We start from the raw sequence: 13855 nt of genomic DNA, 5'->3' as shown, positions 1-13855 counted from the left end.
CCTCACCCTTCCGTGGGATCGGTGAACTTTTGGCGATTTCGTTCTTGTTCCACTATCCGCATCAGCAATTCGAGTTCTTTCTCCGGCTGCAAACCTCCTTGGCGTAACACGCCGTGCAAGTCTCCGCGGCGGCGAAAAGCCTCCCGCTCGTAAAACGATTTCAACAGGTCCCGAATCAGGTCTTCCACCGGCTGCCCGGCGATGAGTTTCCGCCTGGCTTCCTCATCCAACACGACTAGTAGATTTTTGCGCTTTGGGTCGTCGATTGCCAAGAGCAATTTTTCCCAAGTGGGCGGAATTCCGGAAAATTGCAGGTCTCGAGCGGTCTCGAAAACGGCCCGCGCCGCCTCCGAGCGAAAATCCGAGGCCGTGAACGTCTCAAACACTCGTTGCGCTGCTTGCGGTGATGACAGCATGACCTCCAAGCAGGTCCGTTCCCAAGCATCGAGCGCGTCCTCCTTTTCGGGCGATTTCGCGGCGAGAGTTCGCGCGGTTCTCCGATCGGCGGCCGCTCTCATTTCCGCCAGCCGCCGCCTCAACAAGTCTTCGTGGATCCTCGTCATGGCAGCCAGCCGCGCGACGATTTTCCACTCCCGAGCTTGCTGCTGCGCACTGGTTTCTCCCGCCCGCAGGGGTGCCTTGGCGATGACCGCCAAGACGCTTTCCGCCGCTCGCGTCGCACCGGCGACATCGCGTTCTAAGTCCACGTCGCGCGTCGCCTCGGCCACGGCGTGATCCAGAGCGTCCAACGCATGGCGTTCGAGGGCCTCCGCAAAGGCCTCCGCCCCTCGCTCGCAGAGAAAATCGCAGGGGTCCAGGTTATCCGGCAAGGTCAGAACGCGCATGTCGAATTGTCGGGCGACGAACAGCTCCAACACCTGCGCCGCGCGCCGTCGCCCCGCCGCATCGCCGTCCAGTACCAACACCACGCGATCCGCAAACCGTTGCAACAACCGCAGGTGCGAGTCGCCCAGCGCCGTCCCCAAAACGGCCACGGCATTGGCAAAGCCGAATTGGTGGGCCGCAATGACGTCCGTGTAACCCTCCATGATCAGCGCGGTTCCCGTTTTTCGAATCGCCTCTTTGGCCAAGTCCAGGCCGTAAAGGAGTCGGCTCTTGCTGAAAAGCGGCGTATCCGGCGAGTTGATGTACTTGGCGGGCGAGGTTGTAGCACCATCGGGTAAGAGCCTTCCACCAAGTCCCACGCTCCGCCCCTGCGGGTCGTGAATGGCGAATAGCACGCGGCCGCGAAAGCGATCGAACCACTCCCGGCCCGTACTTTGGAGCAAGATGCCGACTTTGACCAGGGATTCCGGGTCGATGCCGTCACGGCGCGCGCGGCGAAGCAACCAATCGGCTTGCGGCGGTGAATAGCCGAGTCGAAAACGAACGACGCTGTCGCGAGACAGTCCCCGCCCAAGGATGTATTTGCGTGCGGCTTCGGCCTCGGACATGTCAAGAAAACAGCGGTGATATTGCTCCTCGGCCCACGCCATCACGCGAAACAGATCTTGCTTCTGCTCGCCCGAGCCGCCTTGCACACCGCGATCCGTTTGCGGCAAGGATATGCCGGCCATTTCCGCCAGCATCTCAACCGCCTCCGGAAACTCCACGCCCTCCATCTTCATGACAAAACTGAAGACGTCCCCCCCGACGTTACAGACAAAGCAGCGAAAAACCTGTCTCTCCGGATTGACCTGAAGACTGGGACGATGGTCATCATGCCACGGACAGAGGGCCACAAATCCGCGGCCTTGCCGTCTCAAGGGAAGATAACGCTCCACCAAGTCCACGATATCAACGGCCTGGCGAACGCGTTCTTTAAACTCTGGGGGGTACATTCCGGGCATGGCTTGGGCCGACAAGAAACGACGAACACGGGATCCGGTTTCATGTTAGTATACCGTCCCGCCGTCGTCCGCCGTGCCGGATCACCTGGCTGGGCACATCCAGGAAAAGATTCCACCCTATCGACCCAAACCGCCCAATGGCACATAGCAATCACAACCTCCGCAAATATTTCACCTATCCCATTCGCCGCACAGCTCCTCATGCTTCCGCAGCACCATGCTGCCTGTTGCAGTCCTGAGAACGGACTTCATTCGGGGGCAGAGCCGGCCCGTCCCCTTCGAGAAGATCCCAAATCTGGCCGCACCCACGCTAGAGATGGGAAACAGCTACGCGAAAATGGGCAGCGGCTCAAAGGACGCCCCCAAGACGGGGAGCGACGGGATGCCAAGTCTTCGCTCCAAGATCGTGGCATAAAGCCGCCGAAAATCGACGGCGTGCTTGACCCCGCCGTTTTCCATCTCCGTCAAATCGGGATGCTCTCCAAAGACGTTTTGCCGCAGGCCTCCGCCCGCCAGAAAGATCGGCCCCGCGGAGCCGTGATCCGTGCCGCGTCGTCCGTTTTCGCGAATCGTTCGGCCGAACTCGGAGTAGGTGTAAACGATCACTCGCTCCAATGTTCGATCGCGGGCCAGATCCGCGACGAAGGCCGCCAAGGCGTCCGAAAACTCCCCCAGTAATTCCCCGTGGTTGTTGGCCTGAAGGGAGTGCGTATCGAAGCTGCCCGGTCCGCTTCCACCCATCTCCGTGCAGAAGATACGGATACCAAGTTCGGCCCGTATGAGCCGCGCCGTCCATTCAAGCCGGCGAGCGAACAACGTGCTTGGGTAGGATATCTTCCCCGATTTGGCTTCCTGGGCAACTTCGGCAATTCGCTCCGCCGTCCGAAGCGATGCGGCAATGGCGTCGCTAACGAGCGATTCGGAGGACCCGGCAGCGCCTTCACGGTTGCCCTCCCGGATCGAAGGACGACCGAAGGAGGCATCCAGCGTTAGGCTTGCCGGGTTAGCAGCTTTCACACACACCGACGCTCGCCCCATCACCGTCAACGGCGTTGCGATTTCGCTGATGAAGACGCTGGGGCTCGCCGCCGGAATGGGAGAGGCCCCGGCGGTCGGCGATTGCACAAGATGGTCGGCCGCACGCCCCAACCAGCCCGTTTCCGGATGCGGATTGTCCGGTTCGGCGGTCTGCCAAATCTCCATGGCCCGATTGTGATCACCGTTCGGATTGGGATATCCTACTGCATGAACCACGGCCACGCTGCCTTGTTCCATCGCGTCAAAGATGCCCCTCATGCGGGTCGGAATGCCCACCCCTTGTTGCAGCGGAATCACATCCTTTTTCTTTAAGGCCAGCGTGGGGCGACTCCTTTGGTAGACATCGTTCTCGTAGGGCACGACCGTGTTCAACCCATCATTTCCTCCGGCCAGTTGGATGGCAACGACGATGGTATCGTCGATGGATGGGGACAGCTTTTCGTCGGCCAAAGCCCGCCGGAGAAATCCGGGCATATCGCCGCCAAGCACCGCGGCTGTCGCCAGTCCGCTTTGCAGAAGAGTTCGACGCGATAGTGTTTGCATATTCCGCTCCTTGCCGCCGTCGCAGCACGGCGACGGATTCCCACCCGCGCATGCAGCTCAAGCCGTCTGAAACACCGGAGAGACGGCCAACAGGTAGATCATGGAAGCGGCGACTTGCTCTCTCCGCCCGGACGACGCGGCGTACCGATCACACAACTCCTCCCACCGCGCGCTGATATCCGCCGGTATCACCCGATCCGTCATCACATCGGTCAAAGCGTTCGGCAAATGATCGCCCCAGGTCTCGACCGCCCAACGCGCCAGTCCACCGCCGAAGTTCTCATCCGCGCCGACCAGCTTGGCGACCAGGTTCATCCTCTGAATCAACGCCGGAGGGGACAAATAGTTGCCGGCATCCGGCCAACCGTCCAACGTCGTCGGCTGGAGGATGTCTTGCCCCATCGCCGTCAGTTCGGTAACGGTACGCAGAGTGACCCTCCCCTTCAACGCCCGCAATATCGCGGCCGTGAACTCCAAGGGGCGTCTCAGCTTTTGGCGACGCACGGTGTCGGAAAAGAACCAACGCGAAGCCAGGATCATCCGCACCGTTTGAGCTACGGAGCCGGTTTGCCGCAGTTGCTCGGCCGGCGGCGTCAAAAAATCGTCGCCCGGCATCCGCGTGTCACCGCTGAACCAGCGATAAAGCCGCCGCGCCGTCCAAGAGACCGTGCGAGCATCCTCGCCGACCAATCGCGGGATATCTTCGGCCTCGTACGCCTTGCACCGCCCCAGGATGGCCTTTTCCCCCGTGTCGCGTTCAAACGTCGATACCCGCAGTCGCCCGCGATTGATGAAGCGGCCGGAAAAAGCCCTTGCCAGCTCCCGAGCCTGGACCGAGAAATCCTGCTCGCAATATCCCAAACAGGTCCGTAAAATTGCCGCGCCCACCCGCTCGTTCGGATCCGAACGGTAGTTCGCGGGCGCCCGCACATTCAACAGAAACGCCGGATGCAGGAGGACCGCACTCAGCAATTCATGGAAATCTCCCAGTGCCAAACGACGCATGGAACGTACCACATCGTCGAATAGCGCGAGGTCGCCGACCCGGTCAATTCCCAGTCCGAAGTACTCCAGCCAGAAAACGGTCATCCACTCTCGAAGCGGACAGGGTGAAAGAACCAACCGCCGCATGAACCAGGTGCGATACGCATCCGCGGCGCTGGACCGCACGGCAGCTTCTTCCAGCGGACGCAAATCCGCTTCGAATTCGTGGTAGCGTGACGACTCCCCCGCTAAAACTTGGAAGACGGCATCGGGCGTTTGACCGGCGAAGCCGTCAAGCTCTTCGGCACTAGGATTGGCGGCAACACGTCGCAATAGGTGTGCGACATCGCGTCGGTCCAGCGGCTGGGGATAAACCTGCCAATCGTCCGACGACGCCGGAAACGTGCCGACGTTCGGCATCTCACGGTCATGCAACTCCCCGAGATGAGACGTCATAGTGCGGTCTCCGCATCGTAGCTCCGCCCATGTTACGTCGAGCCCTGTACCGCCGGCATTCAGGCCTATTTGGAAGGCAAAAACTGATCTAGGGTGGACCATTTGACGCTCATCTCAGCGTCAAGGGCCGGCCGACCATCATGAACGCCGACTTTAACGACCGATTTGCCGAAGAGTTCGACTGCGCGTTTCAACTGCTCCCATTCCTTCACCGCCTCTTCGCGATTCCTTCCCTTCTCGATCATGTTTTGCCGAATCAGGGCCTCCCGATTGACCTCGATCACCTGAGCGACCGCCGCCATGTCCGCCTCCATGAGAGCGGTCACACCCGGCAACGGCCGATCGGAGTCCGCGGATGCCCGAATGGCATCCATGATGGATCTCCCCAACCCTTCGGTCGAGGCCAAGATCAGATTGTCGCCTTGAGTAATGACCACGGGCCGAAAATTGAAACGCATCGGCAAAGGCTGGGACAGATCTTCGTCGACGGTCGAAAAATAAGAAACGGTATACTTGACACCTTGATACTCCACGCGATCCAGAATCAGACCCGGCTGAGCATCCTGCCCGCGCACAAAATTGATCAATCCCAGGGCCTTTTGCCAGCCTTCCTCGACGATCGGCCCGAACCTTTGGGGGTTTCTCATTCGAAACACCAAGGCAAAGGCGGGGATTTGGACTTCCGGTACACCGGTCTCCGGCGTGAATTGCTGTTGTGCGACAACGATCCGAATGTGAGGATGAAGTTCGGTCAATACCTCATCCGTAAAGTTCCGGCCGGTGAAGAAGATCCCCATCATATTCTCGAAGAAGATGAGTCCCGAGGTTCTTTCGGGAAACAATTCATTCTTTCGCGCATAAAAGTCGTGAAGATCGCGATACATGGTGAGAGCCATAATTCTTCCCGGAACCTCCAGGTTCGGGAAAGCACCTTCCCCCGGAGAGGTCGGCGTCGCGAAACCAAAGTCGCTTGCCAGGGCGGTATCGCCGCCCGAACGAAGAGCGAACTGCACTTTTTCATCCGCGTAAGACAATCCCAGCGCCAGCCAGTCGGCTCCGCCCAAGGCTTCCGTCAAGCCGGCCAAAAACAACACGGGCAGCGGCGACCGGGCTTGCCGCAAACCCTCTTGTACCTGGGGCAAACCGCGAAACACCCGAAAGTCTACAAAAATGCCGATGTCGCTCGCCGGCAGGGAAGCCATGGCGTTCTTGAATTGGGAACTGCTCGCCAAACTCTCGCCGCCGTCTTGGGCCTGATCGATAATCCGCCGTAGCAACTCGGCGCTGTTGCACATCACCAGGTGACGATCGATGATGGCATGCGATTCCTCCCGCGAAAGGGACCAACCTCGCACGCCGCGATACTCGGCTTCACGAACGGCCTCCCGCCTGGCGTTATTAGCGGGGTCCAAACGCGCCAAGTTCAATACGAAGTCGTTCACCTTGCCCAGAGCGTCGGCATCTCGCGCCTCGAGGATCACGACAACTCGGTTGTCGGGCAACACCGCCAGCACCAAACCGCCGGATGTCATGTCCCCCAATATCGTTTTCCAATCGGATTGCAGTTGGCCTTCCAAAAGGGCTACCACCGCCCGCAATTGCCGCAACTGCTGATTACGCTCCAATAGTTCCGCGAGACGCGCGCTACCTGCCGCCTCTTGGATCGCCGACGTCTCATTCAGTTTTCGCAGCAACTCGGCGGGCTGCGGGACAATCAATGCCGCGACGGCGTCGGCCGGTACCCATTGGCAAAGCTCGGCGGCCCACTCCGCCGCGGACGGCCGTTCCGCTCTGCCGATCAGGCAGCCGACGGCCATCGCCGCACAAATCATGACACGAAACAGATTTCTCCCGGCAAGTCCGGCTTGCATGGCAGCTCTCCCAATCCGAGTTCCGACGAGACGGTCCTTCGGTGGAACGGGAAAACCCGCTCACCTCGCGACGTTCCGATATCGCCGATGCGACTCCGATAGTATTTACACGCGAGCAAAGAAAAGGGTTTCATCGGAAAGAGACCGGCGTGCGGACTCTCCCGTGATCATAAGTCGCGGAAGTAAAAGATGAGCATGGTCAAGCCCCACAACAACATCGTCAGTCCGCCATAGCTGACGATCACCTTGGCGACCGAGAGGTCTTCGTACTTGTCATCGTGCCGGTAGAATTCGGGGCCTTTAGGTTGCCGTTCCGGACGCGCCGTCCCCGTAAGACTGCGAATGAACTCCTCCGCTTGACGCTGTACCTCCGCCTGAAGCGGCCCGGCCGTCTCCGATTTGGATTCCTCGGCTTCCGACCAATTCTTGCGCAGAATGCTCGGCATGGCCTGATCGAGACTGATGGGCGAGAACTCAGCTAAGTGAAAAGTCATCAGGATCGCGTTGATCGGATACCACACGAACAGGAGCACGATCATCGCCAGCCAGGCGTTTTTGAAGAGCGTTCCCAGCAAAACGCCCACGGTGACCAGGAATGCCAAGACGACGAGCACGACGGCGACTGCCGCGGTAAGGCCGAAGAGAGTGACGGGCTGGGTCTCAACGACCTGGGGCCGATCACCCGCCACAATTGCGATGACGCCCGGTACGAGGACGGCGAGGGACACCGCCCAAACAATCAACAGTCTGGCCGCCCAGATCCCCGTCAGGAACTCCCAGCGCGTGATGGGACGGCTCAGAATTCCGTCGGCGGCGGCGTCTAATCGCCCCGCCGTCGAAGCGTTTACCCCCACCACAATGATGACGAGAAACCAAGGAAACACCAAGAATGCGGCTAGTAGCACCGAAATCAGGATGGCATCCGGCAGAACGGACCATCCAACCATGATGGTCAACAAGGCCAACAGCGCAGCGGCGATCAGCCAAAGCCGGACCAACCAACTCTTCAACAGCGATTGCAATTCAAACTGAAGTACCGCCGCGATCGGCATGAGTCGGGCGGGGAGAGTCTTGAAATCGGGCAAAGCCATGCGACAAATCCTCTTGCAGTAGGTTAAGATAGGCACTTTCCGTGTCGCCGTGACCCGATTGGATCGCTTGCAAATCGACCCCCGCATGGTCCAACAATTGGAGGATTTCCGCCAACACGGCCGCACGCCTGCATCCCTCCGCGATGGCCACGCTCACCACGTTCTCGCTCAGCCAGAGGTGATCCACGGGGCATCGTTCCGCCAGCGTCTCAGCCGCCTTTCGCAGAGCCTCCGCGGACCCTGCCAACTCCAACGTGATGCCGTCGTGCCGCAGGCGGCGTTTCATCTCTTGCATGGTGCCGCAAAAGATCATCCGGCCTTCGTGCATCACACCCACGTGATCGCAGACCCGGTCGATGTCCGCCAAGATATGCGTCGCCACCACGACCGTTCGATCTTGTCGCAATTCCTGGATCAAATCCAAGGCAAAGCGTCGTGCCGCCGGATCCAAGCCGGCCGTCGGCTCGTCCCACAACAACAACGGCGGGTCGGCCAGCAAAGATGCGGCGATGCCCAGTCGGGTGGTTTCGCCCGTCGAAAGCGTTCCGATGCGCTGGTCCGTCACGGACAACAACCCCACCGCCCGAATCAGCGAGGAAATCCGCGGCATGCGAACTTCGGCAGGGATACGGTGGAGCTTGCCCACCAAATTCAAGTATTCGAACGGCTTCAGATGCGGGGGAAACTTGGGATTGGTGGGAAGGAATCCGATCATTCCACGAACGTCGGCGGCGCCGATCCCGCATGGACGCCCGAACACGAACGCGCGGCCGGCAGAAGGACGGTGCAGCCCCAACAGCAATCGCAGCGTCGTGGTCTTGCCTGCCCCGTTCGGGCCGAGAAAGCCGAAGACGGCCCCCTTGGGCACGGTGAGGCACAGATCGTTGACCGCGATCACCACGCCGCCGAAAACCTTGGTCAAGTGTTCCGCGCGAATCGCTGCATCCACGATCATGGCCTCCGGATTTGTACCGCGGGAGGGAAGGCCGCAACCGGCCGTCTTGACACCCACAACCTCATAACCCAAAGGGGCGAGAGAGACCGATTCCGGTTCCGGCTCAAGGCGGGCTACTGCCTTTCGGTTTACACCGGCGCCGCCCCAGAGGTTTCAATCCCTTTTTCGGGATCCGCCTCCCCGATACGCTGACGGGACGATCTCCGACCGAAAGGTGCCGGCCATAAGCCTGCACCGCGCCGGTACCACGTGATTCGAGAAGCTATTCGCCGCGTGAATGCGGAACTTGGCGAGAATTCGTAGGCTGAAGCAATGCGGACGGAGGGACTCGAACCCTCACCCCTTGCGGGACAAGATCCTAAGTCTTGCGTGTCTGCCAATTCCACCACGTCCGCGTGGTCGCGTCCCACCGGGCCGCTCAACAGCATTCGGCGGAGCGGACTTTTCCGAGCCGGCCTCTCAGCACGACCATGTGAATAGATCATGCTTTCCCATTATCATGGCCGAGGCCGCAACGCCGGGCAAGACTCCCGCCGGGCTTATTCCTGGGGAATGGATCGCAGGACGTCCGTGGGCGCGAAATCATCCGTCAGAATCGGCCCGGTCTTGTCGTAGTCGAGTTCGCTTTGCATCCGCTGAATGACGCCGGGCAAAAAAACATTGAATTGATGCTCCTCCTGGAGCTTCTCCGCGCGTTGCATCAGTTCCGTTCGGCTCGGCGGCGATCGCTCCATGCTATTCACCACGATCACATTCCCAAAGGATCCGTAGGCCCATTGATTGCTGAAGACGCTCGCCATCGTCCGCCGCTGGTAATGGTACGAAACGAAGCCCGGTTGGAGATTGCTGACGACCACGCCGTTAGGCTCAAGCAAACTTCGTACCAACTCCAGGAATTCCTTCGTAGTTAGGTGATAGGGAATGTAACCCCCGCGGAAGGCGTCGAGAAAGACCAGGTCGTACTTGCGTCCTTCACGAACCAATTGACGGATTTGAACCCGGGCATCGCGCACGTAAACCTTGGTTCTCTCATCTTCGGCAAAGCCGAAGAATCGCTTCGCCGCATCGACCACAACCGGATCGAGTTCGATGATGTCGATTTGCGTCGTCGGGTAATAGTGGCGAATGGCGCGAGGGAGCGTACCTCCTCCCAGCCCGACAAAAAGGATTCGCTTCGGGTTGGGCTGATGCGCAAAGCCTGCCATCATCAGTTCGTAGTAATGCAGCGGAAAATCGAGCGGATTCCGTGGATTGATGGCGGATTCCTCGAAGTCCTGCCCGGATCGCCGGAACTGTAAGCGGCGAATTCCGCCCGATTCCACCACCCTCACGTAGTGATAAGGCGACTCCGTTTCCAACAGGATTACTTCCCTTGGCTGGCTCCCGAACAAAGGATTCGACGAGGGGGAGGCAAGCGACCAGATCAGAATCGCACCGACAACGAACCGGACGCCGCCGCCTCTTCCAAGTACCCGGCTATTGCTGCCCGAAGCATCGTCTTGCGACGGCAGTCCTACCGACGTCACGACTCGATTCAACATCGAAAGCCCTCGCAGCACGCAATTACCTTTCGGATTTCTCGGCGGCGGCCTTGCTTCCGCAGACACCATCCTAACTTCTCGTCGATGCCGCGGCGGTCGGCTTCGCCGCGGAGCATACGCTCCATCCCGCCGCAAGAAGAACCGCTACCAATACGAGAACACCGCACGCCAGCCACAGGATCGCGTGGATACCCAGCCAAGTGATGAGATAAAAGGCGGTATGAATGCAGCCAAGAAAGCTACCCACCGTAGATACCGCGTAAAGTGTCCCGGCGTCGGCTCCCACACGCTCCACGCTTTGGGTCAGGAGGCGAATGCAATAGGGCGAGACCATACCCAGGAAGACGCTCGGCAAAAAAAACATGGCCCCGGCGGCCAGCAAGGCTCCCCAGCGTTCGTTCAGCCCCAGATCAGCGAACCAACCGCTGATTTGGGGATACCACAAGCCCACCGGCACGACGGACGCCGCGGCAAGGATCACCGTCACGGCTAATCCAACCATGGACGGAAATCGCGAAGACAACCGCCCCCCGACGAGGTACCCCACACTGAGAGAAAGCAGAAACACGCCGATCACGCTGCCCCACACGTAGACGCCGCTTCCGAAGTCCGGAGAGAGAATTCGGCCGCCCAGAATCTCCAGCCCCATCATGACCCAACCGCATGCAAACGCGGTAAAGTACAGCAGGATTCTTCGGCCCAAGTTCACGGAAGCGCCCTTTTCTCATGACGGTGGCTCATCGGCCTTCATCCCAATGATCGTGCAAAAGAGGGCATGGGCGTCCATTGTTGGAGAACGAGACCTTGGGGCGGATCTTCGAGATGCAAGCCGGTCGCCGCGAGGATCACAAAAACCGGTCTTGCTCGCAATGTTTCGCCGCCGCCCAACAAAAACGAAATGCGCGGAAGCTCAGCGCCTCCGCGCATTTTCGTCGGAACTCGGCCATCCCTCGTACTGTATCCGGCCGTCATTCGGCTGGGCCATCATTCCGTTTTGCCTACACCCTCCGGATGGAAGACGGCGTGACAATCGTCGCAGCTCTTGGCCAGAGCCGCTTCAGCAGCGGTGGCACCGGCTTGATCTTTCGCCCGAGCCGCCTTGTTGACCGCCGCCGCCGCGTCCCGCATCTGTTCGCAGTAGGCGAACCACTTCTCGGAGTTGCTGGGCTGAATGGTTTCCTCCAAGTTGGCCATGCTACCCTGCGCGATGGCGGCGAGAACCGCTGCATCCACAGCAATGCTCTCGGCCTGGCGGTCGAAGCGGCGGAGACTGCGTTTGAGTCGGGAATTGACTAACGGCACTTGCTCCATCAAGGCCTTCAGGGAGGCGACGCGCACCCAGCCCGTCACCTCACCGCCCTTGGCCGATTTAGCGGCCTGCAACTGCTCGAAGGCGGCTTTGGCGGCCGCATAATCGGCCGCCTGTGCCACGGCTTGCGAGGTCTTGATCAGCTCGCTAGCGGCCCCCTTATAGGCGTTATCCTCGTCGTGCAAGCCCAAAACGAGGGCCAGCACGGAAACCGTCTCGGCATCCTTGACGACGCGCGACTGCAAATCCGTATATTCGTCCGCGTCGGCCAGGGCCTCGCCGATTCGTTCGATGTACGAGTCCAGCGCCGCGACCAAATCTTGGGCGGGCGCGAAAGTCGATGCCTTGGGGGCCGGCGGAATCTCGGCGGCGAATCCGCTCACGCAAACCGCCACGATCCCCACCGCCGATGCCGCCACCAATAACGTCGTCTTCATGTCGGTCCTCCTCGTCTGTTGAAGAATCTGACGCCGCATTCCTAATAACGTCCGGCGACACAAACGCCGGCCCTGTGGCACCTAAGGAAAACTCCGAAGCTGCCGGGAAAGGCTCCGCAGAGGGGGCAAATCTCAGGTAGGCATCTGGAAGGCCGGCTCACGCCCGCCGCGGGCGGACCACGACCGTCACTTTGCGGACCAACGTAGTACGTTGCTTGTCCCCAATAGGTTCGTCTCGAGGCCCTTCGCTGCCTTCAGCGTCGCCGCCCGCTCAATCGATTTCAGTTTGAACGACCGGGATACCGGTGTCAATAAGCAACCGTGATCACCCCACCTAACACGGAGCGTCCGTCTCTTTCCGCACCTTATCTCAACCCTCTCTCGGGGCTCGACTCGCCCGTGATCTTAAGCAAGTCTCGGCCGATTACAGTGCCGATTACAGTGTTGTCAAGCGGCGCCATACCACAAGTGTACAATACCGCCATTGTGCTTTGTGCTATACTAAAAGTGTTGCATAATGCCGTGGTACTTCGTGCTCCTGCTCGGATAATGCACGGCCGCCCGACGGAGTTCCTTCCCGGGATCGTTTCCGTCGCTTGTCGGGCGTTTGTTCCATGGCGTAGTATCTCGCAGGACCGTACCGAAAACTCCGGAGACATCGGTCTCGGCTATGGCAAAAGCAACCTACAAATCGGCAGGGGTGGATCTCGATCTCTACCGCCAGGCGATGGCTCGAATTCCCGGGTTGTTGGCTAAGACCAAATGCGCTCGCGTCATCGACCTGCCGCAGGGCTTCGCGGGCCTCTGCCGCCTGGATTTCCCGGGACCGTTGTTCGCCCGCAATTACGTCGATCCCGTGTTGGTGGCTTGCACGGACGGCGTCGGCACGAAATTGAAAGTGGCCTCGGCAATGGGGGTTCATCGCACGGTCGGCATCGATTTGGTAGCCATGTCCGTAAATGATGCCTTGTGTTGCGGCGCCGAGCCGTTGTTCTTTCTCGATTACGTGGCAATGCCCAAGGATGATCCGCCTCTCTTGGCCGAACTACTGGAGGGAATCGTCGCCGGGTGCCGCGATGCCCAGTGCGCGCTGCTGGGGGGCGAGACCGCGATTCTCCCGGACATCTACCAGCCGGGCGATTTCGACCTCGCCGGCTTTTGCGTGGGCGTCGTCGAGAGCAAGGACATTATCGACGGAAGGGCCATCGCGGCCGACGATACCGTCATCGGTTTGGCCTCCACCGGCCTTCACTCCAACGGCTATAGTCTGGCACGCAAGGTGGTATTCGAGATCGCCGGGCTATCGGTGGAGGACCGGGTCGAAGAATTGGGAATGACGGTCGGCGAGGCGTTATTGACGCCGACTCGCATTTACGTCAAACCCATTCGCGGAGTCCTGCGACATTACGCGGTAAAAACCGTCGTCCACGGGATCGCTCATATCACAGGCGGGGGCATTCGAGAAAACCTTGCCCGGATCGTACCGCCGGGAATCCGAATCGTCCTTGACCGCGACGCCTGGCCGGTACCGCCGATTTTTTCTTGGATCCAAAAGCTGGGCGAAATCGACGACACGGAGATGGAGCAAGTTTTCAATTTGGGCATCGGTATGATTCTCGTCGTCAGCCCGTTCTTCGCCGCGAGCATCCGCAGCCAACTCGCCGCCGCGGGCGTGGAATCGTGGATCATCGGAAGGGCCGAGGCCTCCGACCAAAGCGGCGTCGTTTGGAGCACGGACTCCGCCGTTTCCGTTGCCTCCAACTCTTAGGTATCGCTTTCG

10 protein-coding genes and 1 tRNA gene are annotated in these 13855 nt (G+C 59.9%); 1 reads left to right on the top strand and 10 read right to left on the bottom strand.

Going from position 1 to position 13855, the window contains the following annotated elements:
• Nucleotides 1–2: 2 nt before the first annotated feature.
• The 10 genes from dnaG to ACZ5B4_RS03325 form a co-directional block, all read right to left on the bottom strand.
• Complete coding sequence (dnaG, locus tag ACZ5B4_RS03370; protein WP_464913029.1) at nt 3–1841, bottom strand: DNA primase; 1839 nt, start codon at nt 1839–1841, stop codon at nt 3–5.
• A 336-nt stretch (nt 1842–2177) separates the two neighbouring features.
• Entirely contained in the window at nt 2178–3431 is a 1254-nt protein-coding gene (locus tag ACZ5B4_RS03365) for a DUF1501 domain-containing protein (protein ID WP_464913028.1), read from the bottom strand.
• A gap of 57 nt (nt 3432–3488) precedes the next feature.
• Entirely contained in the window at nt 3489–4871 is a 1383-nt protein-coding gene (locus ACZ5B4_RS03360) for a DUF1800 family protein (RefSeq protein ID WP_464913027.1), read from the bottom strand.
• 65 nt (nt 4872–4936) lie between these two features.
• Entirely contained in the window at nt 4937–6742 is a 1806-nt protein-coding gene (locus ACZ5B4_RS03355) for a DUF3352 domain-containing protein (protein WP_464913026.1), read from the bottom strand.
• A gap of 167 nt (nt 6743–6909) precedes the next feature.
• A complete protein-coding gene (locus tag ACZ5B4_RS03350; RefSeq protein WP_464913025.1) occupies nt 6910–7833 on the bottom strand; it encodes an ABC transporter permease subunit in 924 nt (307 codons plus the stop codon).
• Complete coding sequence (locus ACZ5B4_RS03345) at nt 7766–8788, bottom strand: ABC transporter ATP-binding protein (protein ID WP_464913024.1); 1023 nt, start codon at nt 8786–8788, stop codon at nt 7766–7768. Before ACZ5B4_RS03345 ends, ACZ5B4_RS03350 begins: the two co-directional genes overlap by 68 nt.
• Nucleotides 8789–9101: 313 nt before the next feature.
• Nucleotides 9102–9183, bottom strand: a tRNA-Leu gene (locus ACZ5B4_RS03340).
• 144 nt (nt 9184–9327) lie between these two features.
• Nucleotides 9328–10329: a spermidine synthase gene (locus ACZ5B4_RS03335; RefSeq protein ID WP_464913023.1), complete on the bottom strand. Its 1002-nt coding sequence runs from the start codon at nt 10327–10329 to the stop codon at nt 9328–9330.
• Between the two features lie 70 nt (nt 10330–10399).
• A complete protein-coding gene (locus ACZ5B4_RS03330; RefSeq protein WP_464913022.1) occupies nt 10400–11038 on the bottom strand; it encodes a fused MFS/spermidine synthase in 639 nt (212 codons plus the stop codon).
• 275 nt (nt 11039–11313) lie between these two features.
• Complete coding sequence (locus ACZ5B4_RS03325; RefSeq protein WP_464913021.1) at nt 11314–12075, bottom strand: hypothetical protein; 762 nt, start codon at nt 12073–12075, stop codon at nt 11314–11316.
• Between the two features lie 670 nt (nt 12076–12745).
• On the opposite strand from ACZ5B4_RS03325, the gene purM reads away from it, so the two are divergent.
• A complete protein-coding gene (gene purM, locus ACZ5B4_RS03320) occupies nt 12746–13843 on the top strand; it encodes a phosphoribosylformylglycinamidine cyclo-ligase (protein ID WP_464913020.1) in 1098 nt (365 codons plus the stop codon).
• The last annotated feature ends 12 nt before the right edge of the window (nt 13844–13855 follow it).

The organism is Thermogutta hypogea, assembly GCF_055386265.1.
Note: the sequence above shows the minus strand (reverse complement) of the source record. Positions and strands in the feature narration are given on the sequence as shown.

What these genes read in the sequence shown, in the direction of transcription:
- ACZ5B4_RS03355 (WP_464913026.1), bottom strand. Translation starts at nt 6,742, where the DNA reads ATGCAAGCCGGACTTGCCGGGAGAAATCTGTTTCGTGTCATGATTTGT.
- ACZ5B4_RS03325 (WP_464913021.1), bottom strand. Translation starts at nt 12,075, where the DNA reads ATGAAGACGACGTTATTGGTGGCGGCATCGGCGGTGGGGATCGTGGCG.
- purM (WP_464913020.1), top strand. Translation starts at nt 12,746, where the DNA reads ATGGCAAAAGCAACCTACAAATCGGCAGGGGTGGATCTCGATCTCTAC.
- ACZ5B4_RS03360 (WP_464913027.1), bottom strand. Translation starts at nt 4,871, where the DNA reads ATGACGTCTCATCTCGGGGAGTTGCATGACCGTGAGATGCCGAACGTC.
- ACZ5B4_RS03345 (WP_464913024.1), bottom strand. Translation starts at nt 8,788, where the DNA reads ATGATCGTGGATGCAGCGATTCGCGCGGAACACTTGACCAAGGTTTTC.
- ACZ5B4_RS03335 (WP_464913023.1), bottom strand. Translation starts at nt 10,329, where the DNA reads ATGTTGAATCGAGTCGTGACGTCGGTAGGACTGCCGTCGCAAGACGAT.
- ACZ5B4_RS03365 (WP_464913028.1), bottom strand. Translation starts at nt 3,431, where the DNA reads ATGCAAACACTATCGCGTCGAACTCTTCTGCAAAGCGGACTGGCGACA.
- ACZ5B4_RS03350 (WP_464913025.1), bottom strand. Translation starts at nt 7,833, where the DNA reads ATGGCTTTGCCCGATTTCAAGACTCTCCCCGCCCGACTCATGCCGATC.
- dnaG (WP_464913029.1), bottom strand. Translation starts at nt 1,841, where the DNA reads ATGTACCCCCCAGAGTTTAAAGAACGCGTTCGCCAGGCCGTTGATATC.